The 20878-nt window shown below is 59.5% G+C and carries 19 protein-coding genes, 4 tRNA genes and 1 pseudogene; 18 read left to right on the plus strand and 6 right to left on the minus strand.

The genetic code is table 11. The features are described from left to right. Nucleotides 1–34: 34 nt before the first annotated feature. The gene (locus tag ABVN20_RS27635) at nt 35–1189 is read left to right on the plus strand and encodes an MFS transporter (protein WP_368558968.1); all 1155 of its coding nucleotides are present in this window, start codon (nt 35–37) and stop codon (nt 1187–1189) included. A 4-nt stretch (nt 1190–1193) separates the two neighbouring features. On the opposite strand, the gene nhaR is transcribed toward ABVN20_RS27635, so the two are convergent. Then, complete coding sequence (nhaR, locus tag ABVN20_RS27640; RefSeq protein ID WP_368558969.1) at nt 1194–2093, minus strand: transcriptional activator NhaR; 900 nt, start codon at nt 2091–2093, stop codon at nt 1194–1196. Nucleotides 2094–2227: 134 nt separating this feature from the next. Here nhaR and ABVN20_RS27645 point away from each other — a divergent pair, with 134 nt between their 5' ends. Then, nucleotides 2228–2470 (plus strand): hypothetical protein, encoded by a 243-nt coding sequence (locus ABVN20_RS27645; protein ID WP_368558970.1) that lies wholly within the window; start codon nt 2228–2230, stop codon nt 2468–2470. A gap of 29 nt (nt 2471–2499) precedes the next feature. Continuing rightward, complete coding sequence (locus ABVN20_RS27650) at nt 2500–3255, plus strand: TerC family protein (RefSeq protein WP_368558971.1); 756 nt, start codon at nt 2500–2502, stop codon at nt 3253–3255. Nucleotides 3256–3337: 82 nt separating this feature from the next. Here the strand turns inward: ABVN20_RS27650 and ABVN20_RS27655 are convergent, their stop codons facing one another. Continuing rightward, nucleotides 3338–3505, minus strand: a complete 168-nt coding sequence (locus ABVN20_RS27655) for a hypothetical protein (protein WP_368558972.1) — start codon at nt 3503–3505, stop codon at nt 3338–3340. A 204-nt stretch (nt 3506–3709) separates the two neighbouring features. Here ABVN20_RS27655 and ABVN20_RS27660 point away from each other — a divergent pair, with 204 nt between their 5' ends. The 3 genes from ABVN20_RS27660 (at nt 3710) to ABVN20_RS27670 (ending at nt 4899) form a co-directional block, all read left to right on the plus strand. Further along, complete coding sequence (locus ABVN20_RS27660; RefSeq protein WP_368558973.1) at nt 3710–4381, plus strand: peptidase C39 family protein; 672 nt, start codon at nt 3710–3712, stop codon at nt 4379–4381. Between the two features lie 95 nt (nt 4382–4476). Then, nucleotides 4477–4683, plus strand: a complete 207-nt coding sequence (locus ABVN20_RS27665) for a DUF6021 family protein (protein ID WP_368558974.1) — start codon at nt 4477–4479, stop codon at nt 4681–4683. An 18-nt stretch (nt 4684–4701) separates the two neighbouring features. Further along, the gene (locus ABVN20_RS27670) at nt 4702–4899 is read left to right on the plus strand and encodes a hypothetical protein (protein ID WP_368558975.1); all 198 of its coding nucleotides are present in this window, start codon (nt 4702–4704) and stop codon (nt 4897–4899) included. A 143-nt stretch (nt 4900–5042) separates the two neighbouring features. On the opposite strand, the gene pbpG is transcribed toward ABVN20_RS27670, so the two are convergent. Together pbpG and folD are read right to left on the minus strand one after the other, a co-directional pair. Beyond that, nucleotides 5043–5981 carry a D-alanyl-D-alanine endopeptidase gene (gene pbpG / locus ABVN20_RS27675; RefSeq protein WP_368558976.1) on the minus strand — a complete coding sequence of 313 codons (939 nt, stop codon included), beginning with the start codon at nt 5979–5981 and terminating at the stop codon, nt 5043–5045. A 224-nt stretch (nt 5982–6205) separates the two neighbouring features. Then, nucleotides 6206–7060, minus strand: a complete 855-nt coding sequence (gene folD / locus ABVN20_RS27680) for a bifunctional methylenetetrahydrofolate dehydrogenase/methenyltetrahydrofolate cyclohydrolase FolD (protein ID WP_368558977.1) — start codon at nt 7058–7060, stop codon at nt 6206–6208. A gap of 274 nt (nt 7061–7334) precedes the next feature. Between folD and ABVN20_RS27685 the strand changes: the two genes are divergently transcribed. The 12 genes and pseudogenes from ABVN20_RS27685 to ABVN20_RS27740 all read left to right on the plus strand — a co-directional run. Further along, nucleotides 7335–7411, plus strand: a tRNA-Arg gene (locus ABVN20_RS27685). 32 nt (nt 7412–7443) lie between these two features. Beyond that, a tRNA-His gene (locus tag ABVN20_RS27690) sits at nt 7444–7519 on the plus strand. Between the two features lie 56 nt (nt 7520–7575). Then, a tRNA-Leu gene (locus ABVN20_RS27695) sits at nt 7576–7660 on the plus strand. A gap of 76 nt (nt 7661–7736) precedes the next feature. Continuing rightward, a tRNA-His gene (locus ABVN20_RS27700) sits at nt 7737–7812 on the plus strand. A gap of 410 nt (nt 7813–8222) precedes the next feature. Further along, nucleotides 8223–9533, plus strand: coding sequence for a trigger factor (tig, locus tag ABVN20_RS27705; RefSeq protein WP_368558978.1), 1311 nt, complete (start codon nt 8223–8225; stop codon nt 9531–9533). Between the two features lie 94 nt (nt 9534–9627). Continuing rightward, nucleotides 9628–10263 (plus strand): ATP-dependent Clp endopeptidase proteolytic subunit ClpP, encoded by a 636-nt coding sequence (clpP, locus tag ABVN20_RS27710; protein WP_368558979.1) that lies wholly within the window; start codon nt 9628–9630, stop codon nt 10261–10263. Nucleotides 10264–10376: 113 nt separating this feature from the next. After that, the gene (gene clpX / locus ABVN20_RS27715; protein WP_027618777.1) at nt 10377–11660 is read left to right on the plus strand and encodes an ATP-dependent Clp protease ATP-binding subunit ClpX; all 1284 of its coding nucleotides are present in this window, start codon (nt 10377–10379) and stop codon (nt 11658–11660) included. Between the two features lie 161 nt (nt 11661–11821). Then, the gene (gene lon, locus ABVN20_RS27720; protein WP_368558980.1) at nt 11822–14218 is read left to right on the plus strand and encodes an endopeptidase La; all 2397 of its coding nucleotides are present in this window, start codon (nt 11822–11824) and stop codon (nt 14216–14218) included. A 149-nt stretch (nt 14219–14367) separates the two neighbouring features. Next, nucleotides 14368–14640 (plus strand): HU family DNA-binding protein, encoded by a 273-nt coding sequence (locus ABVN20_RS27725; RefSeq protein WP_368558981.1) that lies wholly within the window; start codon nt 14368–14370, stop codon nt 14638–14640. 233 nt (nt 14641–14873) lie between these two features. Continuing rightward, nucleotides 14874–16745 carry a SurA N-terminal domain-containing protein gene (locus tag ABVN20_RS27730; protein WP_368558982.1) on the plus strand — a complete coding sequence of 624 codons (1872 nt, stop codon included), beginning with the start codon at nt 14874–14876 and terminating at the stop codon, nt 16743–16745. A gap of 232 nt (nt 16746–16977) precedes the next feature. Then, on the plus strand, nt 16978–17814 hold the full coding sequence (locus tag ABVN20_RS27735) for a DUF2242 domain-containing protein (protein WP_368558983.1): 837 nt from the start codon (nt 16978–16980) through the stop codon (nt 17812–17814). A gap of 41 nt (nt 17815–17855) precedes the next feature. Beyond that, nucleotides 17856–17933: pseudogene (locus ABVN20_RS27740) on the plus strand (outer membrane lipoprotein carrier protein LolA); the annotation flags it as partial. Between the two features lie 262 nt (nt 17934–18195). On the opposite strand, the gene ABVN20_RS27745 reads toward ABVN20_RS27740, so the two are convergent. Then, nucleotides 18196–19236, minus strand: a complete 1041-nt coding sequence (locus tag ABVN20_RS27745) for an AraC family transcriptional regulator (RefSeq protein ID WP_368558984.1) — start codon at nt 19234–19236, stop codon at nt 18196–18198. 3 nt (nt 19237–19239) lie between these two features. After that, entirely contained in the window at nt 19240–20370 is a 1131-nt protein-coding gene (locus tag ABVN20_RS27750; RefSeq protein WP_368558985.1) for a carbon-nitrogen hydrolase family protein, read from the minus strand. Nucleotides 20371–20878 lie beyond the last annotated feature (508 nt).

The following is a 20878-nucleotide window of genomic DNA, read 5'->3' on the forward strand; positions in this document are numbered from 1 at the left end:
AGCGCTGGTGTCGTCGTTTTTTCTGGAGTTGCACATGCTGTTGCCCATTCTTCTGTTGTCTGCCGCCGGTTTCACGGTGCTGACCACGGAATTCGTCATCGTCGGCCTGCTGCCGGCCATCGCCCGGGACCTTGAGGTCACCATCCCGCAAGCCGGCCTGCTGGTGACCCTGTTCGCCTTCACCGTGGCGGCGTTCGGGCCATTCCTGACCGCTTATTTCGCCCGCTTCGAGCGGCGCAAGCTGTTCATTTCGGTGCTGATCATGTTCGGTCTGGCCAACACCCTGGCGGCCTTCGCCCCGAATATCTGGGTGATGGCCTTCGCCCGCCTGGTGCCTGCGCTGGGCCTGCCGGTGTTCTGGGCCCTGGCCAGCGAGACGGCGGTGGACATCGTCGGGCCGGATTACGCCGGGCGCGCCATCGCCAAGATCGGCTTCGGCATCGTCTGCGCCACGGTGTTCGGCATCCCGGTCGGCACGCTGATTTCCGATGCGTTCGGCTGGCGCACGGCCTTCGGTCTCCTGGCGGTGATTGCCTTTGCCAAGGCCTTGCTGCTGTTTATCTATTTGCCAAAAACCAGCCTGCATCAGCATCAGGTGAGCCTGCGTTCGCAATTCAAGATCCTGCGCAGCCCGTTGATGCTTGGCCATGTGCTGCTGTCGATCATAGTATTCAGCGGCATGTTCACCGCCTACACCTACCTGGCGGACATTCTCGAACGCCTCGCCGGCTTCAATGGCACGGTGGTCGGCTGGTGCCTGATGGGCTTCGGCGCGGTGGGCCTGATCGGTAACTCGCTGGGTGGACGCGCAGTGGATCGTCACCCGCTGATCGCGTCGATGACCTTTTGCGCGTTCATGATCGCCGGCATGGTCACCCTGGTGCCGAACATTCACTCGCCGCTCGGGCTGGCGGCGGCCATGGGCATCTGGGGCGTGACCCAGGCGGCGTTGTTCCTGGTCAGCCACGTGCGCTTGATGAAAGCCGCACCGGAGGCGCCGGCCTTTGCCGCGTCGCTGAACATCGCCGGAGCCAACCTCGGTATCGGCCTGGGCGCGATGATCGGCGGCCGGGTGATCGACAGCGTCGGCTTGCAGGGGCTGGGCTTTGCCGCCGCGGGCCTGATCCTGATGTCGATCCTGCTGGCCATGGCCCTGATGACCTTCAAGCCCCGGGAAGTCTGCGCCTGAGGCCTTAAAGGGCAGTGAACAGCTCGCGTCGGGCACCTTCGGTAATCGCAACGATGCCGGGGTGCTTGACCTTGCGCTCCACCGAAATGGCGTAGAACGACTCGGTCACCGCGTCGGTCTGCCCCAACACCTCCACGCCATACTGGCGCTTCACTTCTTCGGCGATCACGCTCGGGCCGATGAAGATCCCGCTTCCCGACTGCCCGAACGCCTGCATCAGGGCGCTGTCATCGAACTCGCCAACGATACGTGGCTGGATCTGCTGCTCGGCGAACCAGCGCTGCAAGCGGCTGCGCACCACGGTTTCCGGCCCCGGAATCAACAGCGGGGCACCGTGCAGGCGGTGGGGAAAGTCCTGGCCGTACTGCGCCGCCAGCTCGGCGGTGGCGAAAAAGCTGATGCCGCATTCCCCCAGCTTCTGGCTGTAGCCCTTGATGTCCAGGTGCGAAGGCATCGGGCTGTCGGAAATCACCAGGTCAAGGCGCTGGATCGCGAGGTCTGCCAGCAAGCGTTCGAGCTTGTCTTCGCGACACGTGATGCGCAGCGGTTCGTGCAATTCCATGGTCGGAGCGATCAGGCGGTAGACGATGGACTTGGGCACGACGTCGGCCACGCCCACCCGAAACAGGATCTGTTGTTCGTTCGGCTGCGCGCGCAGCATCAGTTCCAGCTCGCCTCCCAACTGAAACATCTGCTCGGCGTAGGGCAGGGTCTGGCGCCCGGCTTCGGTCAGTTCCAGCTGCCTGCCGACGCGGCGAAACAGCTCGATGCCGTAGGTCTGTTCGAGCAGGGAAATCTGCCCGCTGATGGTCTGGGGCGTCAGGTTCAGTTGCTCACAGGCCCGCACGATGCTGCCGGTCTTGGCCACCACCCAGAAGTAATGCAATTGGCGATAGTTGATCATGGCGTTCTACAGTTCGCAAAAACCGAAGTATAGACGGTAAAAATACGAATTTTCCTGAAGTATTTGTCTCCCTAAAATGCCTCGCTATCGACGGGTACTGAAATGACCCGTTACGTTCTATCGAGGAAAGCACGATGAAGCTTAAATCCACCGCACTGTTGATTGCGTCTGTACTCATGTTGGCCGGTTGCGATCAGGCGGAAAAGAGCGCCCAGCAACTGATGGGCAAGGCCGCCGAAAGCGCCAAACAGGCGATCGACGATACGCACAAGGCTGCCGAGCAGGCGCTCAGCGATGCCACCGGCGGATTGATCAGCAAGAAAGAATCGTCAGACGAAGATAAAGAGAAATCCGAATCGTCGTCCCAGGAAATCTAAACCGTAACAAAGAGAGTCAGGACTGACCCATGGAATACCTTCTGGAACTTGCTGCAAGCCCCACCGCCTGGGTCGCCCTGGCCACCTTGGTGGTGATGGAGATCGTGCTCGGTATCGACAACCTGATCTTCATCTCGATCCTGACCAACAAATTGCCCGAGCAGTATCGGCAGAAAGCCCGGCGTGTGGGTATCGGCATGGCGTTGATCATGCGCCTGGCGTTGTTGAGCACCATCGCGTTCATCGTGCAGTTGACGGCACCGGTCATCGAAATCCTTGGCCACGCCTTCTCCTGGAAAGACATGATCCTGATCGCGGGCGGCCTGTTCCTGTTGTGGAAGGCGACCACCGAGATCCATCACAGCATGGACCCGGCGCCGGAAGACCCGAAAACCGCGACCTCGACGGTCACCCTGGGGTTTGCCGCCGCCATCGGCCAGATCCTGATGCTGGACCTGGTGTTCTCCATCGACAGCATCATTACCGCCGTCGGCATGACCGAGCACTTGCCGATCATGATCATTGCCGTGGTGGTTTCGGTGCTGGTGATGTTGCTGGCCGCTGACCCGCTGGCCAAGTTCATCAACGACAACCCGACGGTGGTGATGCTGGCGCTGGGCTTCCTGATCATGATCGGCATGACGCTGATCGCCGAAGGTTTCGGCGCCCACGTACCGAAAGGTTACGTGTATGCAGCCATGGCCTTCTCGGCTGCGATCGAGGTGCTGAACATGATGTCCCGTCGGGCCAAGCAGAAGCGCATGAGCGCCGAAGCCGAAGTCTGATCGCGCAAAACCGCAACGGCCGCCTGCGCTCGAAAGAGCCCAGGCGGCCGTTTTCTATTGGGAGGAGGTAACGTTTCGCCCGTCAGTGTGCGGTGGCGTGGCGAGCGGTGGGTTTATCGAGTTTTTCCACCCGTGCCGTCGGGGCAGGGTGGTGGTGCCGGCGTGCGATGCGCAGGACTCCCCACAACATGGCGGCGGCAACAGCCAGCCAGCCGGAAATCAACATCACGATGGTCATTGTCAGGCTCATCAGTGCCTCCTCTTTGCCCTGCAGCGGGCACACACTCTGTACAGGTAACAGTCTAGTCGCTGCCGTGTGTCAGGCAATTGACCAAAGGTCGCCTGTTACCAACCAGTTCGCTCTATCGAAACTGCCTAACTACGGCTAAAGGCTATACCGTTGCCGACGAGCGTCCTATCATCCCCAGGTATTAACAGGGACAGGTAGAGAGTGATGATGGTTCGGGTTATTTCGCGAATTCGAATGGCAGCATTGATTGCCGGGTGTGTGGCAGGACTGGCCGGTTGCGCGGGCAGCGTGGCACCCGAGGTGCAGCGTCTGCCGCAGCGGGTGGAGCTTAGCGGCACGTTCTACCGGGGCACGAATTATCAGAGCGGGCCACAGGTACTGGCGAGCCTGCTGTCGCAATTGGGCGTGGTGATCACGCCAGGCTTGCTGGAAAAGCCCCTGCATCTGCCGGGCGCTGAAGCTCAGTTGCAAAAGAACATGCAGAACCTGGCGCGCGAGTACGGCATGGTCGTCTACCCGCTGGACGACAACCTGCCGGCCTTGCTGACTCAGGTCGCCGCGGGTTATCCGGTGATGGTGCGTTTCACCGAAGGCTCGGCGTTCTGGGCGGAGCAGCGGTACGCCATCCTTGCCGGGTACGATCGTCAGAAGCAGACCGTGCTGCTGCGTGCCGGCATGGACCGCCGCGAGCTGATGAGCTTCGGATCGTTCGAATCGGCCTTCAAGAATGCCGGCGGCTGGGCGGTGCTGATCCAGAAACCCAACCAGATTCCGGCCAACGTCGACCGTCAGCGCTGGTTGAATGCCGCCAATGACCTGGCCCAGGCCGGTCAGGAGCAGGCGGCGGCCCGGGCGAAAAAGGCGCTGGCGCCGTAATACCCTCCGTTCGTCATCTGCGTCGCACGGCCCCGTGCGAACGTCCTCTGAGGTGTAAGGCCCGCCATTCTGCGGGCCACACCCAGGAGGCGACCATGGCAGACTCCAAGCATCCTTCCGGCCCGCATTCATCCGAGCATTCGTCTGATGAAGGGTTGGGATTCGATCCCGACTCGCCGGACCTCGAAGATCCTCAGGTCGACCCCGCAGGCCCGGCCAAGGCCCCGCTCGACGTTGACCCGGACGAAGACACGAAGGCTCCCGCCAAGCCGTACGACCCGCTGGCCAATCTGAAACCCTGAAGTTTGAGTGAGGTGTGTATGTCGACCGATTCGAGTTTCGATGACAAAAAACGCCCGGACAGTGTGCCCACGACCCCGGAAGAAGACCTTGACCCGGTGATGGACCCGGACAGCCCGCTGCGCGACCCGCTGGCCCGGCCAGCAGTGGCGCCGAAGGACCCGAGTGCGGGGGATGGCATTCCGGATGATGACCAGATGCCGTTGCCGAATGATTGATTCAGAGTTGTTGGGTTAACCACAAGAACCACTGTGGGAGCGAGCCTGCTCGCGATTGCGGTATGTCAGTCACATTATCGTCGACTGGCATCCTTTATCGCGAGCAGGCTCGCTCCCACAGGGGGAGAGTCAGGGGATTGAGATTATTTGGAAGCCTCAGCCACCCCACCCTGACGCTGTTTCAGGTTCTTCTGCGACTTGTACTCCAGCGCCACCGACGGCACCTCTGCGCTCTTGCCGGTCTCGACCCAGTTGCGAATGCGGCTGGCGTCGGCGAAGTGCGTGTATTTGCCGAACGCGTCGAGAATCACCAGGGCCACCGGGCGGTTGCTCATCCGGGTCACCAGCACCAGGCAGTGCCCGGCTTCGTTGGTGAAGCCGGTCTTGGTCAGGGAGATGTCCCAGTTCGGCTTGCCCACCAGGTGGTCGGTGTTACGAAAACCCAGGCTGTAGTTGGGCTTGCGGAACGACACGGTTTTTTCCTTGGTGGTGCTCAGTTCGGTGAGGATCGGATACTTGTGCGCGGCGATCAGCAGTTTGCTCAGGTCGCGGGCGGTGGAGACGTTGCGTGGCGACAGCCCGGTCGGTTCGACGTAGTGCGTGCTGGTCATGCCCAGCGCCTTGGCCTTGGCGTTCATCGCCGCAATGAACGCGGCATAACCACCCGGATAGTGGTGCGCCAGGCTGGCGGCGGCGCGGTTTTCCGAGGACATCAGGGCGATCAGCAGCATTTCCCGGCGCGGCATTTCGCTGTTGAGCTTGACCCGGGAGAACACACCCTTCATTTCCGGGGTGTCGCTGATGTTGATCGAGATGTACTCGTCCATGTTCTGCCTGGCTTCGACCACCACCAGCGCGGTCATCAATTTGCTCACCGAGGCAATTGGCACGACCACGTCCGGGTTGCTGGCGTAGATGACTTTGTTGGTCTGCAGGTCCATCAGCAGGGCGCTGCCGGAAGCGATCTTCAGTTGCTTGGTGTCTCGGGGAGCGGCGGTTTCCGCAGCATCCACCGTTGGCGTGAGGAACGTCCCTGTAGTAAATGCGAAAAACAGACTCAGGATGGAAAGACGAATTTTCACGCTGGCAGACTCATAAGGTTGGATTAGCCGTTTTGTAACGGACTGTTTCTTAAAAACCAGGCATTCTAAAAGTATGGCTGAAGAACTGTCGATGGTTGTTCAATCAACCGGTGAAAGTCCTTGAAAGTCCCCATAAAACAGCAGGTTTCCGGCGAATGGTCAGGTCATTCCTGCGGGCAAGAAAAACCCCGCCAATGGCGGGGTTCTTTGGTACGTAGCTGAACTCAGCTGTGCAGGGTTTCGGCTGCGTACAAAGTGTTTTCCAGCAGGCAGGCACGGGTCATCGGGCCTACGCCACCCGGCACCGGGGTGATCCAGCCGGCTCGGGGCAGGGCGGTCTCGTAAACGACGTCGCCGACCAGCTTGCCGTCATCCTGGCGATTGATGCCGACGTCGATCACGATCGCACCTTCCTTGATCCATTCGCCCTTGACCAGGCCCGGCTTGCCGGCAGCGACCACCACCAGGTCGGCACGGCCGACGTGGCCCGCCAGGTCCTTGGTAAAACGGTGCGTGACGGTCACGGTGCAACCGGCCAGCAGCAGTTCCATGGCCATTGGGCGACCGACGATGTTCGAGGCACCGACGACGACGGCGTCCATCCCGTACAGATCCGCCCCGGTGCTTTCCAGCAGGGCCATGATGCCTTTGGGTGTGCACGGGCGCAGCAGCGGGATGCGCTGGGCCAGGCGGCCGACGTTATAAGGGTGGAAACCGTCGACGTCTTTGTCCGGGCGGATACGCTCGAGCAACCTGGAAGCGTCCAGGTGTTCAGGCAGCGGCAGTTGCAGCAGGACGCCGTCGATTGCCGGGTCTTCGTTCAGGCGGTCGATCAGGTCGGTCAGCGCCTGCTGAGTGGTTTCGGCAGGCAGGTCGTAGGCTTGGGAAATGAAGCCGACCTCTTCACAGTCCTTACGCTTGTGCGAGACATAAACCTGAGAGGCGGGATCGCTGCCGACCAGGATCACCGCGAGACCGGGGGTGCGCAGGCCTTGCTGGCGGCGCTCGGTAACGCGTTTGGCGATCTGCTGGCGCAGGCTGGCGGCGATCGATTTGCCGTCGATTAGTTGTGCAGTCATTGCGCGTGATTAACCATCGAGAGGGGAAAAAAGAGAACGCATTCTCGCATGTCGTGCGGTGAGGGCAAAGGCGCTTGGTCTGCAAATTCCCCTAAGCCCTTTAATTAAATGAATTTTTTATAAAAAGGATTTGACGACCTTGGGGGCGCTCTATACTATTCGTCGCACTTGTCGGGCACAGCCTAGCACTGGTTAAGAAGGTCGAGCAGAATCGAGGTTTTGCGAGGCTGAAAAGCACTTAGTTTGTAGTCCTTCAAGGGTACAGATTAATAAGGCGCCCGTAGCTCAGCTGGATAGAGCATCCGCCTTCTAAGCGGATGGTCGCAGGTTCGAGTCCTGCCGGGTGCGCCATTAGGCAGCTTTGGCACAAGTAACGCGATATGGTGGGCGTAGCTCAGTTGGTAGAGCACGGGATTGTGACTCCCGTTGTCGTGGGTTCGATCCCCATCGTCCACCCCATATTTCGAAAGGCGCCAGATTAACAGTCTGGCGCCTTTGCTTTAACAGCTTCATCCGCGGATGTGGTGGAATTGGTAGACACACTGGATTTAGGTTCCAGCGCCGCGAGGCGTAAGAGTTCGAGTCTCTTCATCCGCACCAAACAAGCTTCAATCATGGCTTAGGCCAGGCTGGAGTTGTACAGAGAGGTTGTTTGGCTTCTTTGTCATGCAATATGGTGGGCGTAGCTCAGTTGGTAGAGCACGGGATTGTGACTCCCGTTGTCGTGGGTTCGATCCCCATCGTCCACCCCATATTTCGAAAAGGCGCCAGATTTAACAGTCTGGCGCCTTTTTTTGTTTCAGCGGTGTGCTTTTGGCGGCGTTGATGTCGCAGATGCCGGGTTGCAAGTGCAGGGCGTTTCGTCGAATTTATAGTGTTCGATGATGCCGTGCTGTTGGGCGGTCCCGCTTGCGGGATTGGCTGTCGGGGCGTTGCTCGGCGCACTCTTCTATATATAGAAGGGTTGACGCAGAGCCTCGGCGTGATGGGTTGTATTTGCTAGCGGAGCGGGGTGCATCACTGCGTTCGCTCCTATAAATTGCCTGCCGTGTTTTTACCCGTTTTCAGTAGGGTGACTTCTTGAGTTTGACCCTCTAGAATGCATGCCCTTGATTCTTGGGTCGGTAACGGCCGGCTAACGTCTGTGCAACGAGGAATATCCATGCAAGTTTCTGTTGAAAATACTTCTGCTCTTGAGCGCCGCATGAGCATCACCGTGCCGGCTGAGCGCATCGAGACTCAGGTCAACAAGCGTCTGCAGCAGACTGCCCAGAAGGCCAAGATTGCCGGCTTCCGTCCAGGCAAGGTGCCAATGAGCGAAATCAAGCGCCGTTTCGGTGCTGATGCGCGCCAGGAAGCTGTGGGTGACGTGATCCAGGCTTCTTTCTACGAAGCTGTCGTCGAGCAGAAGCTGAACCCGGCTGGTTCGCCGTCGATCGAGCCAAAATCCCTGGAAGCTGGCAAGGACCTGGAATACGTTGCCGTATTCGAAGTGTTCCCTGAGTTCACCGTTGCCGGTTTCGAAGGTATTGCTGTTGAGCGCCTGAGCGCTGAAGTGGCCGATGCCGACCTGGACAAGATGCTGGACGTACTGCGCAAGCAGAACACCCGTTTCGAAGTGGCCGATCGCGCTGCCCAGAACGATGACCAACTGAACATCGACTTCGTTGGCAAGGTCGACGGCGAAGCATTCGCTGGCGGTTCCGCCAAGGGCACTCAGCTGGTGCTGGGTTCCGGTCGCATGATCCCTGGCTTCGAAGAAGGCCTGGTCGGCGCTAAAGCCGGCGAAGAGCGCGTTCTGAACTTGACCTTCCCCGAGGACTACCAGAACCTCGAGCTGGCTGGCAAAACCGCCGAGTTCACCGTCACCGTGAACAGCGTTTCCGCGCCAACCCTGCCAGAGCTGAACGAAGAGTTCTTCGCTCAATTCGGCATCAAGGAAACCGGTCTGGAAGGCTTCCGCGCCGAAGTTCGCAAGAACATGGAGCGTGAACTGCGTCAGGCCATCAAGTCCAAGGTCAAGAACCAGGTCATGGACGGTCTGCTGGCCTCCAACCCGATCGAAGTGCCAAAGGCTCTGCTGTCCAACGAAGTTGACCGTCTGCGCGTGCAGGCTGTTCAACAGTTCGGCGGCAACATCAAGCCAGACCAGCTGCCGGCCGAGCTGTTCGAAGAGCAAGCCAAGCGTCGCGTTGTCCTGGGCCTGATCGTGGCTGAAGTGGTCAAGCAACACGAACTCAAGCCTGACGAAGCGCGCGTTCGCGAGATGATTCAAGAGATGGCTTCTGCTTACCAGGAACCTGAGCAAGTCGTGTCCTGGTACTACAAGAACGACCAGCAACTGAACGAAGTTCGTTCGGTTGTGCTGGAAGAGCAAGTTGTGGATACTGTTCTGCAGAAAGCTAGCGTGACCGACAAATCGGTCTCTTACGAAGAAGCGGTCAAGCCGGTAGAAGCTCCACAAGCCGACTGATTGCGCCTGCGTTAAGACGTAAACACCATAAGCCAGCATTCGTGCTGGCTTATGCGTTTTCAAGACATAACTATTTTGGGAGTGACTGCAGAGCATGTTCCGTAATTCGTATATTCAGCAGAACTCTGATATCCAGGCCGCAGGCGGCCTGGTCCCGATGGTTGTCGAGCAATCTGCTCGTGGCGAGCGCGCCTATGACATCTACTCGCGTCTTCTCAAGGAGCGAGTGATCTTTCTGGTGGGTCCTGTAGAGGACTACATGGCCAACCTGATCTGTGCGCAATTGCTGTTCCTTGAAGCGGAAAACCCGGACAAGGACATCCATCTCTATATCAACTCCCCGGGCGGTTCGGTGACGGCGGGCATGTCGATCTACGACACCATGCAGTTCATCAAACCCAACGTATCGACTACCTGCATCGGCCAGGCGTGCAGCATGGGCGCATTCCTGCTGACCGCGGGTGCCCCAGGCAAGCGTTTCTGCCTGCCAAACTCGCGCGTGATGATTCACCAGCCACTGGGCGGTTTCCAGGGCCAGGCTTCGGACATCGAAATCCATGCCAAGGAAATCCTGTTCATTCGCGAGCGTCTGAACAAGCTGATGGCCCAGCACAGCGGGCGTACCCTTGAAGAAATCGAGCGCGATACCAACCGCGACAACTTCATGAGTGCAGAAGCGGCGCGTGAATACGGCTTGATCGATGAAGTGATCACTTCGCGCCCAGCGTAAAATAAGCGGCTCAAAATAAGGCGTGATCGGCGTGTCCGATCACCGGCGGGCTTGAAAAAGCCCGCAATAGCCTTCATCTTGTGTTGCAAGCCTATCGGATTTGGATCGAACGAATGACTGACACCCGCAACGGCGAGGACAACGGCAAGCTGCTCTATTGCTCCTTCTGTGGCAAAAGCCAGCATGAAGTACGCAAGTTGATTGCCGGCCCCTCGGTCTTTATCTGCGACGAGTGCGTCGACCTGTGCAATGACATCATCCGTGAGGAGGTGCAGGAAGCACAGGCCGAAAGCAGCGCGCATAAATTGCCTTCGCCTAAAGAAATCAGCGGCATTCTTGATCAGTATGTAATTGGTCAGGAACGCGCCAAGAAGATTCTGGCCGTAGCGGTGTACAACCACTACAAGCGCCTGAATCAGCGTGACAAGAAGAATGACGACGTCGAACTCGGCAAGAGCAACATCTTGCTGATCGGCCCGACAGGCTCGGGTAAGACCCTGCTTGCCGAAACCCTGGCCCGCTTGCTGAACGTTCCGTTCACCATCGCCGACGCAACCACCCTCACCGAGGCGGGTTACGTGGGTGAAGATGTCGAGAACATCATTCAGAAGCTGCTGCAGAAGTGCGACTACGACGTGGAAAAGGCCCAGATGGGCATCGTCTACATCGACGAGATCGACAAGATCTCGCGCAAGTCCGACAACCCGTCGATCACCCGGGACGTTTCCGGTGAAGGCGTGCAGCAGGCCCTGCTCAAGTTGATCGAAGGCACGGTCGCTTCCGTTCCGCCGCAAGGTGGCCGCAAGCACCCGCAGCAGGAATTCCTGCAGGTCGACACCCGTAACATCCTGTTCATCTGCGGTGGCGCATTCTCGGGCCTCGAGAAGGTCATTCAGAACCGTTCCACCAAGGGTGGCATCGGTTTCAATGCAGAAGTACGCAGCAAGGAAGAAGGCAAGAAGGTGGGCGAGTCCCTGCGTGAAGTCGAGCCTGACGATCTGGTCAAGTTCGGTCTGATCCCGGAATTCGTCGGTCGTCTGCCGGTACTGGCCACGCTGGACGAGCTGGACGAAGCTGCATTGATGCAGATTCTCACCGAGCCGAAGAATGCGTTGACCAAACAGTATGCCAAGTTGTTCGAGATGGAAGGCGTGGACCTGGAATTCCGGGCCGACGCACTGAAATCGGTTGCCAAGCGTGCCCTGGAACGTAAAACCGGTGCCCGTGGCCTGCGATCGATTCTCGAAGGTGTATTGCTCGACACCATGTATGAAATCCCCTCGCAGTCCGAGGTGAGTAAAGTGGTGATCGACGAAAGCGTCATCGAAGGCAAGTCCAAGCCACTGTATATCTACGAAAACAGTGAGCCGACTGCCAAGGCCGCGCCAGACGCTTAAGCGTCCCGCAGCTGGAATAGGGAAGGGGCCTTCGGGCCCCTTTGCTTTTTCCGCGTTTTAACCCTGTCTTTGCGCTTGTTTTTTTTCAAGGCAGCCCCCATCTTGGTTTCAAGCTCAATTCCATCTGTTTCCGGCCTTGTGGCCGCCGTAGAGGCGAAATCATGAAGACGACCATCGAATTGCCTCTCCTGCCATTGCGTGATGTCGTGGTTTATCCGCACATGGTGATCCCGCTGTTCGTGGGGCGCGAGAAGTCCATCGAAGCCCTTGAGGCCGCGATGACGGGCGACAAGCAGATCCTCCTGCTGGCCCAGAGAAACCCTGCCGACGACGATCCGGGTGAAGAAGCACTTTATCGTGTGGGCACCATTGCTACCGTCCTGCAACTGCTCAAGCTGCCTGATGGCACCGTCAAGGTGCTGGTCGAAGGCGAGCAGCGTGGCACCGTCGAACGCTTCAGCGAAGTGGACGGCCACTGCCGTGCCGAAGTTTCGCTGATCGACGAAGTCGACGCCCCCGAGCGCGAATCCGAAGTGTTCGTGCGCAGCCTGCTGTCGCAGTTCGAACAATATGTGCAGTTGGGCAAGAAAGTCCCGGCTGAAGTCCTGTCTTCGCTCAACAGCATCGACGAGCCTGGCCGCCTGGTTGACACCATGGCTGCGCACATGGCCCTGAAGATCGAGCAGAAGCAGGAAATCCTCGAAATCATCGACTTGTCGGCCCGGGTCGAACACGTCCTGGCGCTGCTGGATGCCGAAATCGACCTGTTGCAGGTGGAAAAACGCATTCGTGGTCGCGTGAAGAAACAAATGGAGCGCAGCCAGCGCGAGTACTACCTGAATGAGCAGATGAAGGCCATTCAGAAGGAGCTCGGCGACAGCGACGAAGGCCACAATGAAATCGAAGACCTGAAAAAGCGCATCGACGCCGCCGGTCTGCCCAAGGACGCCCTGGCCAAGGCCCAGGCCGAGCTGAACAAGCTCAAGCAGATGTCGCCGATGTCCGCCGAAGCCACCGTGGTGCGTTCCTACATCGACTGGCTGGTGCAGGTGCCGTGGAAGGCCCAGAGCAAGGTGCGACTGGACCTGGCGCGTGCCGAGGACATCCTCGACGCCGACCATTACGGCCTGGAAGAGGTCAAGGAACGCATCCTTGAATACCTCGCCGTGCAAAAGCGCGTGAAGAAGATTCGTGGCCCGGTGTTGTGCCTGGTCGGTCCTCCGGGTGTGGGTAAAACCTCCCTGGCGGAGTCGATTGCCCACGCCACCAACCGTAAATTCGTACGCATGGCCCTCGGTGGCGTGCGTGATGAAGCGGAAATCCGTGGTCATCGCCGGACATATATCGGTTCGATGCCAGGAAGATTGATTCAAAAGATGACAAAAGTGGGCGTGCGCAACCCGCTGTTCCTGCTCGATGAAATCGACAAAATGGGCAGCGACATGCGTGGCGATCCGGCGTCGGCGTTGCTGGAAGTGCTCGATCCTGAGCAGAACCACAACTTCAACGATCACTACCTGGAAGTCGACTACGACCTGTCGGATGTGATGTTCCTGTGCACCTCGAACTCGATGAACATTCCGCCGGCGCTGCTGGACCGGATGGAAGTCATTCGCCTGCCGGGCTACACCGAAGACGAGAAGATCAACATCGCGGTCAAATACCTCACGCCCAAGCAGATCACGGCCAACGGCCTGAAAAAGGGCGAGCTGGAATTCGAGGAAGACGCGATCCGCGACATCATCCGCTACTACACCCGCGAGGCCGGTGTACGTGGGCTGGAGCGCCAGATTGCCAAGGTTTGCCGCAAGGCGGTCAAGGAGCATGCGCTGGAAAAACGCTTCTCGGTGAAGGTCACTTCGTCGATGCTCGAGGACTTCCTCGGCGTGCGTAAATTCCGCTACGGCCTGGCCGAATCCCAGGATCAGATCGGTCAGGTGACCGGCCTGGCATGGACCCAGGTGGGCGGCGAACTGCTGACCATCGAAGCCGCTGTGGTACCGGGCAAGGGCCAGTTGATCAAGACCGGTTCTCTGGGTGACGTGATGGTCGAGTCGATCACCGCGGCCCAGACCGTCGTGCGCAGCCGCGCCAAGAGCCTGGGCATTCCCCTGGACTTCCACGAGAAACGCGACACGCACATCCACATGCCGGAAGGGGCGACCCCGAAGGACGGCCCGAGCGCGGGCGTGGGCATGTGCACGGCGCTGGTCTCGGCACTGACCAGCATTCCGGTGCGCGCCGATGTCGCGATGACTGGCGAAATCACCTTGCGTGGCCAGGTATTGGCGATTGGTGGCCTGAAAGAAAAACTGCTCGCGGCGCACCGCGGTGGTATCAAGACCGTGATCATTCCCGAAGAGAACGTACGTGATCTGAAGGAAATTCCTGACAATATCAAGCAGGATCTGCAGATTAAACCGGTTAAATGGATTGACGAGGTCCTGCAAATTGCGCTGCAATACGCCCCGGAGCCCTTGCCCGATGTAGCTCCGGAGATAGTTGCAAAGGACGAAAAACGCGAGTCTGACTCTAAGGAAAGAATTAGCACGCATTAATACGCATTTGCCTGGGGGGCTTGTTGACAGCTTTTTAGAGCCCTTGTTATAAAGCGGCTCTTATGGTGTCTGTAGGCCATTCAGCACTCGTTTTTGCTTTCACCAAAAAACTTAGAATCATACTCAAATAGATATAAGGGGACTTTAGAGTGAACAAGTCGGAACTGATTGATGCTATCGCTGCATCCGCTGATATCCCGAAAGCAGCTGCTCAACGTGCGCTGGACGCTGTAACCGGCTCCATCACTACTGCTCTCCAGGCTGGTGATTCCGTTGTTCTGGTTGGCTTCGGCACTTTCTCCGTAACTGATCGTCCGGCTCGCGTTGGCCGTAACCCTCAGACCGGTAAGCAACTGCAGATCGCTGCTGCCAAAAAGCCAGGTTTCAAAGCCGGTAAAGCACTGAAAGACGCTGTCAACTAAGTACGAGTCAGGCTTCGGCCTGTCCCGGGTCGGGGTCATGCCTGATCTGGCAGCGGAGCGGTAGCCCAGTCGGCGTCGCCGACCCGAGACATCGAGGGTCGCAAATTCGAACCCTTGGTCCGCTCCGCCAGTTACGAGAAGGCGCATCCTCGGATGCGCCTTTCTTCTATCCGGATTCTACCCACACTCCACGGTTGCATAATTTTTGAAGTTCAACCGTTCCTGGGGGACGCATGCTGCAAAATATCAGGGACAATTCACAAGGCTGGATTGCCAAGACCATTATCGGGGTCATCGTTGTACTGATGGCCTTGACCGGTTTCGACGCCATTTTTCAGGCCACGACGCACAAGAACGATGCGGCGAAGGTCAATGGTGACGAAATCACTCAGAACGAGTTGAGCCAGGCGGTCGACATGCAACGCCGTCAGCTCATGCAACAGCTCGGCAAGGATTTCGATGCCTCCTTGCTCGACGAAAAAATGCTGCGCGACTCGGCCCTCAAGGGCCTGATCGACCGCAAGCTGCTGCTGCAAGGCGCGGAAAAATCCAAGTTCGCCTTCTCCGAAGCGGCGTTGGACCAGGTGATCCTGCAGACGCCTGAGTTCCAGGTGGACGGCAAGTTCAGCCCGGAGCGCTTCGACCAGGTCATCCGTCAACTCGGCTACAGCCGCATGCAGTTCCGCCAGATGCTGGCTCAGGAAATGCTGATCGGTCAGTTGCGTGCCGGTCTGGCGGGCAGTGGTTTCGTCACCGACGCCCAGGTACTGGCGTTCGCCCGTCTGGAAAAACAGACCCGCGATTTCGCTTCCCTGGAAGTCAAGGCTGACCCGGCTGCCGTGAAGCTGACCGACGATGAGGTCAAGGCTTACTACGACGAGCACGCCAAGGAATTCATGACACCGGATCAGGTGATCATCGACTACATCGAATTGAAGAAGTCGTCCTTCTTCGATCAGGTCGCCGTCAAGGACGAAGACCTGCAGGCCGCCTATCAGAAAGAAATCGCCAACCTGTCCGAGCAACGTCGGGCGGCGCACATTCTGATCGAAGTGAACGACAAGATGACCGAGGCGCAAGCCAAGGCCAAGATCGAAGAAGTTCAGGCGCGCCTGGCCAAGGGTGAGAAATTCGAGGCCCTGGCCAAGGAATTCTCCCAGGACCCGGGTTCGGCGAACAACGGTGGTGATCTCGGTTACGCCGGCCCTGGCGTCTACGATCCGGCGTTCGAAACCGCGCTGTATGCGCTGGCCAAGGACCAGGTGTCCGCGCCGGTACGTACCGATTTCGGTTATCACCTGATCAAGCTGCTGGGTGTCGAAGCGCCGGAAGTCCCGACCTTCGCCAGCCTGAAAGACAAGCTGACCCGCGAGCTGAAAACCCAGCAGGTCGAGCAGCGTTTCGTCGAAGCGACCAAGCAACTGGAAGACTCGTCGTTCGAGTCCTCGGACCTGGCCCAGCCAGCTCAGGACCTGAAGCTGACCGTTCACACCTCCAAGCCGTTCGGTCGTGAAGGTGGCGAAGGCATTGCCGCCAATCGTGCCGTGCTGACCGCTGCGTTCAGCCCTGAAGTGCTGGATGAAGGTGCCAACAGCACGGCCATCGAGCTCGATCCGGAAACCGTGGTCGTGCTGCGGGCCAAGGAACACCTGAAGCCGTCGCAACTGCCGCTGGAAAGTGTATCGGCTGCCATCCGTGGCCAGTTGACCAAGGAACACGCCAGCGCTGCTGCCAAGACCAAGGCTGACAAGCTGATCGCCGACCTGCGCGATGGCAAGGCACCGCTGGACAAGGCGATCGACGGCCAGAACTGGAAAGTCATCACCGCTGCGACGCGTGCTCAGGAAGGCGTTGACCCGACTGTGTTGCAGGCCCTGTTCCGCATGCCGAAACCGGCTGCCCAGGACAAGCCGACGTTCAGCAGTGTGACGCTGTCCGACGGCAGCCTGATGATCGTGCGCCTCAACGGTGTCAACGAAGCCGCGGCGCCGAGCGAAGAAGAGAAGTCGCAATACCGTCGCTTCCTCGCTTCGCGTGTCGGCCAGCAGGACTTTGCGGCGTATCGCAAGCAGCTGGAAGCCGAAGCGGACATCGAGCGCTACTGATGCCTGATTGAGTGTTGCGCTTTCCGAAAACCCCGGCCGAAAGGTCGGGGTTTTTTGTCGGCGCAGGAAAATTCGCGCTGATGCTGTCTGTCAGCTGAAGCGTTTGGCGAAAGACTTTTTCCGGTAAATGCCGGTCAGTACACTTGTAACTGTTACAAGACACTATTCGATGCGACGCTAAGCAACGATCTGTTGCACAATACGCGCCGGACCGTTTTCCTCAGGATGCTCAATGTTTAAATCATTTCCCGTACGGGTTGCCGGGCTGGCGTTGGTGCTGGCCGTCGCAGCCGGTTGCTCGTCGAAAAAGGCCGCGATCTACGAGCATGAGAACTTTGACGATTCCGGAACGTTTTCGCGCAATTACCCGGTGACCGACAAGCAGAGCTGCGAAGCCGCCCGCCGCGCGTTGCTCAGCCAGGGTTACATCATCACCAGCAGTGATCCGAAACTGATCTCCGGTCACAAGAGCTTCCAGCAGACCGGCGAAACGCACATGGAGATCAGCTTCAACGTGGTCTGTGCCGACGACGGCAGCGAAGGGCACCATGCAACCATGTTCGCCAACGCGCTGCAGGACAGCTATGCGCTGAAGAAGAGCAGCAACTCCGCCAGCCTCGGGGTCGGGGTGCTGGGGTCCGTGTCGATGCCGATCGGTTCGTCGGATGATTCGATGGTCAAGGTTGCCAGCGAGACTGTTTCGTCCTCGAAGTTCTACGAGCGCTTCTTTGCCCTGGTCGAATCGTTCCTGCCGGCCGAAGCGAAGAAGGCTGCGCACATCGAAGAGAAACCGAAAGCCGACCTGGGCGTGCCTGAAGCCCCGGTGACGCCAGCCGCGCCGCCAGCGCCGGAACCTGCGCCTGCTGCTGCGCCGGCGCCGGTAGCGGAGCCCGCGACACCGGCCGCCGAGCCTGCCGAACCCGCCGCTTCGCAACCGGTCGCGGCGCCGCCTGAGCCAGCCCCGGTGACGCCGGAACAAAGCACCGAGCCCGCACCGGCAACGGAAACCATCACGCCACCGCCGCCGTCGGATCTGCCACCGCCGAGCGAGCCGATTCCGGCGCTGTAACCGGCCGCTCCCCCACCCCTGTAGGAGCGAGCTTGCTCGCGATGGTCGTCAACGATAACGCTGGGCATCTGACACCCCGCGGTGTTCTGGCTACCATCGCGAGCAAGCTCGCTCCTACAGGGGAGGGGGCGTGCGCAACGAAGCAAAAAATCCCGTGATAAATTCCTGACCCGCTGCTACGTTTTATCAGTAGCGACGAGCTGTCGTGCGCGAGTCATTTTTCTTTCACGTTGGCACTTTAGGCTCAAGTTGCAGGTCAGTTATCCAGACCACTTAAACAGAGGAATCACCATGGACGAATATCAGGAAGAACTGCTCGAATTCCAGGCCTTTGAACTCGACCCGGTCGAGCCGGCTGAAGACGCTACCGAGCTGTAGGCATCAGGCGGACTGACGATGACTGCGGCGAAATTCGCCGGGTGTCTGACCGCTCCAGCGCTTGAAGGCGCGTTGAAAGGCTTCGGCTGAGGCAAAGCCGAGCAGATAGGCGATTTCACCGAATGCCAGTTCGGTATCGCGAATGTAAGTCATGGCCAGGTCGCGACGGGTGTCGTTGAGGATTGCGCGAAACTGCGTACCTTCCTCGGCGAGTCGGCGACGCAAGGTCCAGGTCGGCAGCTTCAGGCGTGCCGCCACTTCTTCCAGGTCGGGTTCCCGGCCACCATTGAGCAACGGACCCAAGAGGGCAGTGATGCGTTCACGCAGGCTGCGGGTGCGTGTCAGTTGTTCCAGTTCCCGTTCACACAATTCCAGCAGGTGCCGCCAGGTGCTCGGGCAGTGCACCGGATTGCGCAGGGCGAGGCTGGCCAGGCTCAATCGCAGTTGATTCTGTTCGGCGACGAACTGGATCGCACAGTCGCCCAATACCCCGTAGTCCTGCCGATAGTCCGGTGCGTCGAACTCGATGTCGATGCGCTCGGCACGCAGCGCTGTGGTGCTGACGCTGGACAACTGCTGCAGCCAGCCGGCGATGATCGAGTCCACCACGAAGCGGTTGTAGGCGTTGTACGGGCTGATGGAGTAGAAGCGCAGCCACGCGCCCTGGGCGTCCTCGTGAAAGCTCGATTGGCCGCGATAGTTGGAGCCGTAGAGGGCTTCGAAACGAATCAGGCAGCGCGCGGCCTCGCGCACCGTGGGTGCCTGCGCCGCCGTGACCCCGGCAAGGCCGGCCTGGCTCAGGCGACTGAGCTGGCCCATGCGCAAACCCAGCGCCGGGTTGCCGGTGAGCTGGATCGCGCTGTGGCCCAGGCGCATGTAGCGTGGAATCGACAGGCGGGCGCACGCTTCACCCAGCCGTGCGGGGTCCAGGCCGTATTGTTCGAGCAAGGGGGCTGGGTCGATGTCATGGCTGCGCACCGCGTCGGCCAGGCTATGAACGAAGCCCACCGACAGATCGCCCAGGCGCATCGGCAAGGGTTTCATCGACTACAACCAGAGGTTCAGCAAGTGCGCGCCACGTGCCTCTTCGCTGGCGAAGTGCTGTCCGTCGCGGCTGAGGAAACTTTGTCCGGCGCTGCCCTGGTCCCAGAACTGGCCGCGCAGGAACACGCTCATGCCGGCGATGGCCTGGCTGCCGGGTGGCTGCGCGGTCAGGGTCAGGCGATGCCAGGCCTGGCCTTCGCTGACGTCGCCGGGCTTGAGGCTGGCGACCTCAGGCGCAGACGAACCCCGGTAACCGCGCCATGGCCGTTCCCACGTGCCGCGCCCGTTGACGAACGCCGGCACGGCCACCAGTTGCGCGCCCTGGGCATCCAGTCGGCGGTAGTTTTCCGGGTACCAGCTGTCGCGACCGATCAGCACGCCCAGACGCCCGGCGGGTGTATCGACGACGGTCAGCGACTGGCCGTCATTGGCCTCGATCACGTCCTGCCGGGAGAACGTCGGGTGCATTTGGCGCTGGGGCTGGCCAATCGGCAGGCCGTCGCTGCCGAACACGATGCTGCTGTTGTACAACGCGCCGTGCCCGACCTTGAGGGTGCCGTCGATGACCGTCGGCTCGGGCAGCACGATGGAACCGGCCACCAGGGTTACGTGAAATTCCTTGGCCAGGCCACCGAACAGTGCCTGGTAATCCCGGGCCATGCCTTTGGCCTTCATGCGCAGGTGCGCGTCGTCCAGGCGGTTGTCACCCCTGGCGCTGATCAGGGCGCGCAGGAACTGCACGGGGTTGCTCACCGCCAGCCAGTTCATGGCTTCCTCGATGGTGTTGGCCTGGTACAGCTCGTCCTTTTCGCCGCTGACCATCAGCCAGGTGCCGATGTGTTCCGGCAGTACGACGATGGTCTTGTCGTTCAATAGGCCTTGCAGCTGGGCTTTTTGCAGGTACGCGGCCAGTTTGCGGTGCAGGCGGTCGGGGCTTTGGTAGTCGGTGGGGAACAGTTCGGGCTGGATGCCCAGCAGGTTGCCGCGATTGGCAGGTGTGCCCTGATCGACGGTGAGGTTGATCCGCAGGTCCGACAGGTAATGCCCCGCCGGTCGATCGGCGGCCCACATGGCGTAGGTGGTCAGGGCGGCGATCAACGCCATGGAGAATGTCAGGTACAGAAGTTTGCGCATGGAAAAACAGTCGACAGCCTTGTGCAGGGTTGGGGTCTGGAGTCAGTGTGGGTTCGAGGCTACGGCAAAACAACGGGCAGGGGGAAATGAAGCGGGGTTTTTTTGGTTTTTTTTGTTGTCCTGGTGATGGCAACTGTTTCTGTAGGAGCGAGCTTGCTCGCGATGGCGGCCTTCGACTTTGTACATATCCGTTGCTGCGGTAACGGCTGCTTATGGTTCCGCCCTTACGGCGGGTCCCTTTTGGCAAGCGCCCCAAAAGGAACCAAAAACGCTCGCCCCAGCGTACGGCCCCTCGCTGGCGCTCGGGGTTCCTTCGCTCCGGCATCCATCCGGGGACATCGCCTCCGGTTTGCTTCGCTGCACCTCCTCTCGATGTGTGCGGCTGCGCCGCACGGCGCTACGCGCCCACTCCCCGGATGAATGCCTCCACTCAGCCTGCCGAAGGGGCGGGTGGATCAAGAGCAAGATCAAGATCAAAAGCAGGATCAAAAGCTTGCTGTTCTCCCCC

The sequence above is a fragment of the Pseudomonas sp. MYb118 genome, assembly GCF_040947875.1.
GTDB lineage: Bacteria > Pseudomonadota > Gammaproteobacteria > Pseudomonadales > Pseudomonadaceae > Aquipseudomonas.

What these genes read in the sequence shown, in the direction of transcription:
- clpP (WP_368558979.1), top strand. Translation starts at nt 9,628, where the DNA reads ATGTTCCGTAATTCGTATATTCAGCAGAACTCTGATATCCAGGCCGCA.
- ABVN20_RS27735 (WP_368558983.1), top strand. Translation starts at nt 16,978, where the DNA reads ATGTTTAAATCATTTCCCGTACGGGTTGCCGGGCTGGCGTTGGTGCTG.
- ABVN20_RS27635 (WP_368558968.1), top strand. Translation starts at nt 35, where the DNA reads ATGCTGTTGCCCATTCTTCTGTTGTCTGCCGCCGGTTTCACGGTGCTG.
- ABVN20_RS27655 (WP_368558972.1), bottom strand. Translation starts at nt 3,505, where the DNA reads ATGAGCCTGACAATGACCATCGTGATGTTGATTTCCGGCTGGCTGGCT.
- ABVN20_RS27650 (WP_368558971.1), top strand. Translation starts at nt 2,500, where the DNA reads ATGGAATACCTTCTGGAACTTGCTGCAAGCCCCACCGCCTGGGTCGCC.
- ABVN20_RS27745 (WP_368558984.1), bottom strand. Translation starts at nt 19,236, where the DNA reads ATGAAACCCTTGCCGATGCGCCTGGGCGATCTGTCGGTGGGCTTCGTT.
- tig (WP_368558978.1), top strand. Translation starts at nt 8,223, where the DNA reads ATGCAAGTTTCTGTTGAAAATACTTCTGCTCTTGAGCGCCGCATGAGC.
- ABVN20_RS27660 (WP_368558973.1), top strand. Translation starts at nt 3,710, where the DNA reads ATGATGGTTCGGGTTATTTCGCGAATTCGAATGGCAGCATTGATTGCC.
- ABVN20_RS27750 (WP_368558985.1), bottom strand. Translation starts at nt 20,370, where the DNA reads ATGCGCAAACTTCTGTACCTGACATTCTCCATGGCGTTGATCGCCGCC.
- folD (WP_368558977.1), bottom strand. Translation starts at nt 7,060, where the DNA reads ATGACTGCACAACTAATCGACGGCAAATCGATCGCCGCCAGCCTGCGC.
- ABVN20_RS27670 (WP_368558975.1), top strand. Translation starts at nt 4,702, where the DNA reads ATGTCGACCGATTCGAGTTTCGATGACAAAAAACGCCCGGACAGTGTG.
- lon (WP_368558980.1), top strand. Translation starts at nt 11,822, where the DNA reads ATGAAGACGACCATCGAATTGCCTCTCCTGCCATTGCGTGATGTCGTG.
- nhaR (WP_368558969.1), bottom strand. Translation starts at nt 2,093, where the DNA reads ATGATCAACTATCGCCAATTGCATTACTTCTGGGTGGTGGCCAAGACC.
- ABVN20_RS27645 (WP_368558970.1), top strand. Translation starts at nt 2,228, where the DNA reads ATGAAGCTTAAATCCACCGCACTGTTGATTGCGTCTGTACTCATGTTG.
- ABVN20_RS27730 (WP_368558982.1), top strand. Translation starts at nt 14,874, where the DNA reads ATGCTGCAAAATATCAGGGACAATTCACAAGGCTGGATTGCCAAGACC.
- clpX (WP_027618777.1), top strand. Translation starts at nt 10,377, where the DNA reads ATGACTGACACCCGCAACGGCGAGGACAACGGCAAGCTGCTCTATTGC.
- ABVN20_RS27665 (WP_368558974.1), top strand. Translation starts at nt 4,477, where the DNA reads ATGGCAGACTCCAAGCATCCTTCCGGCCCGCATTCATCCGAGCATTCG.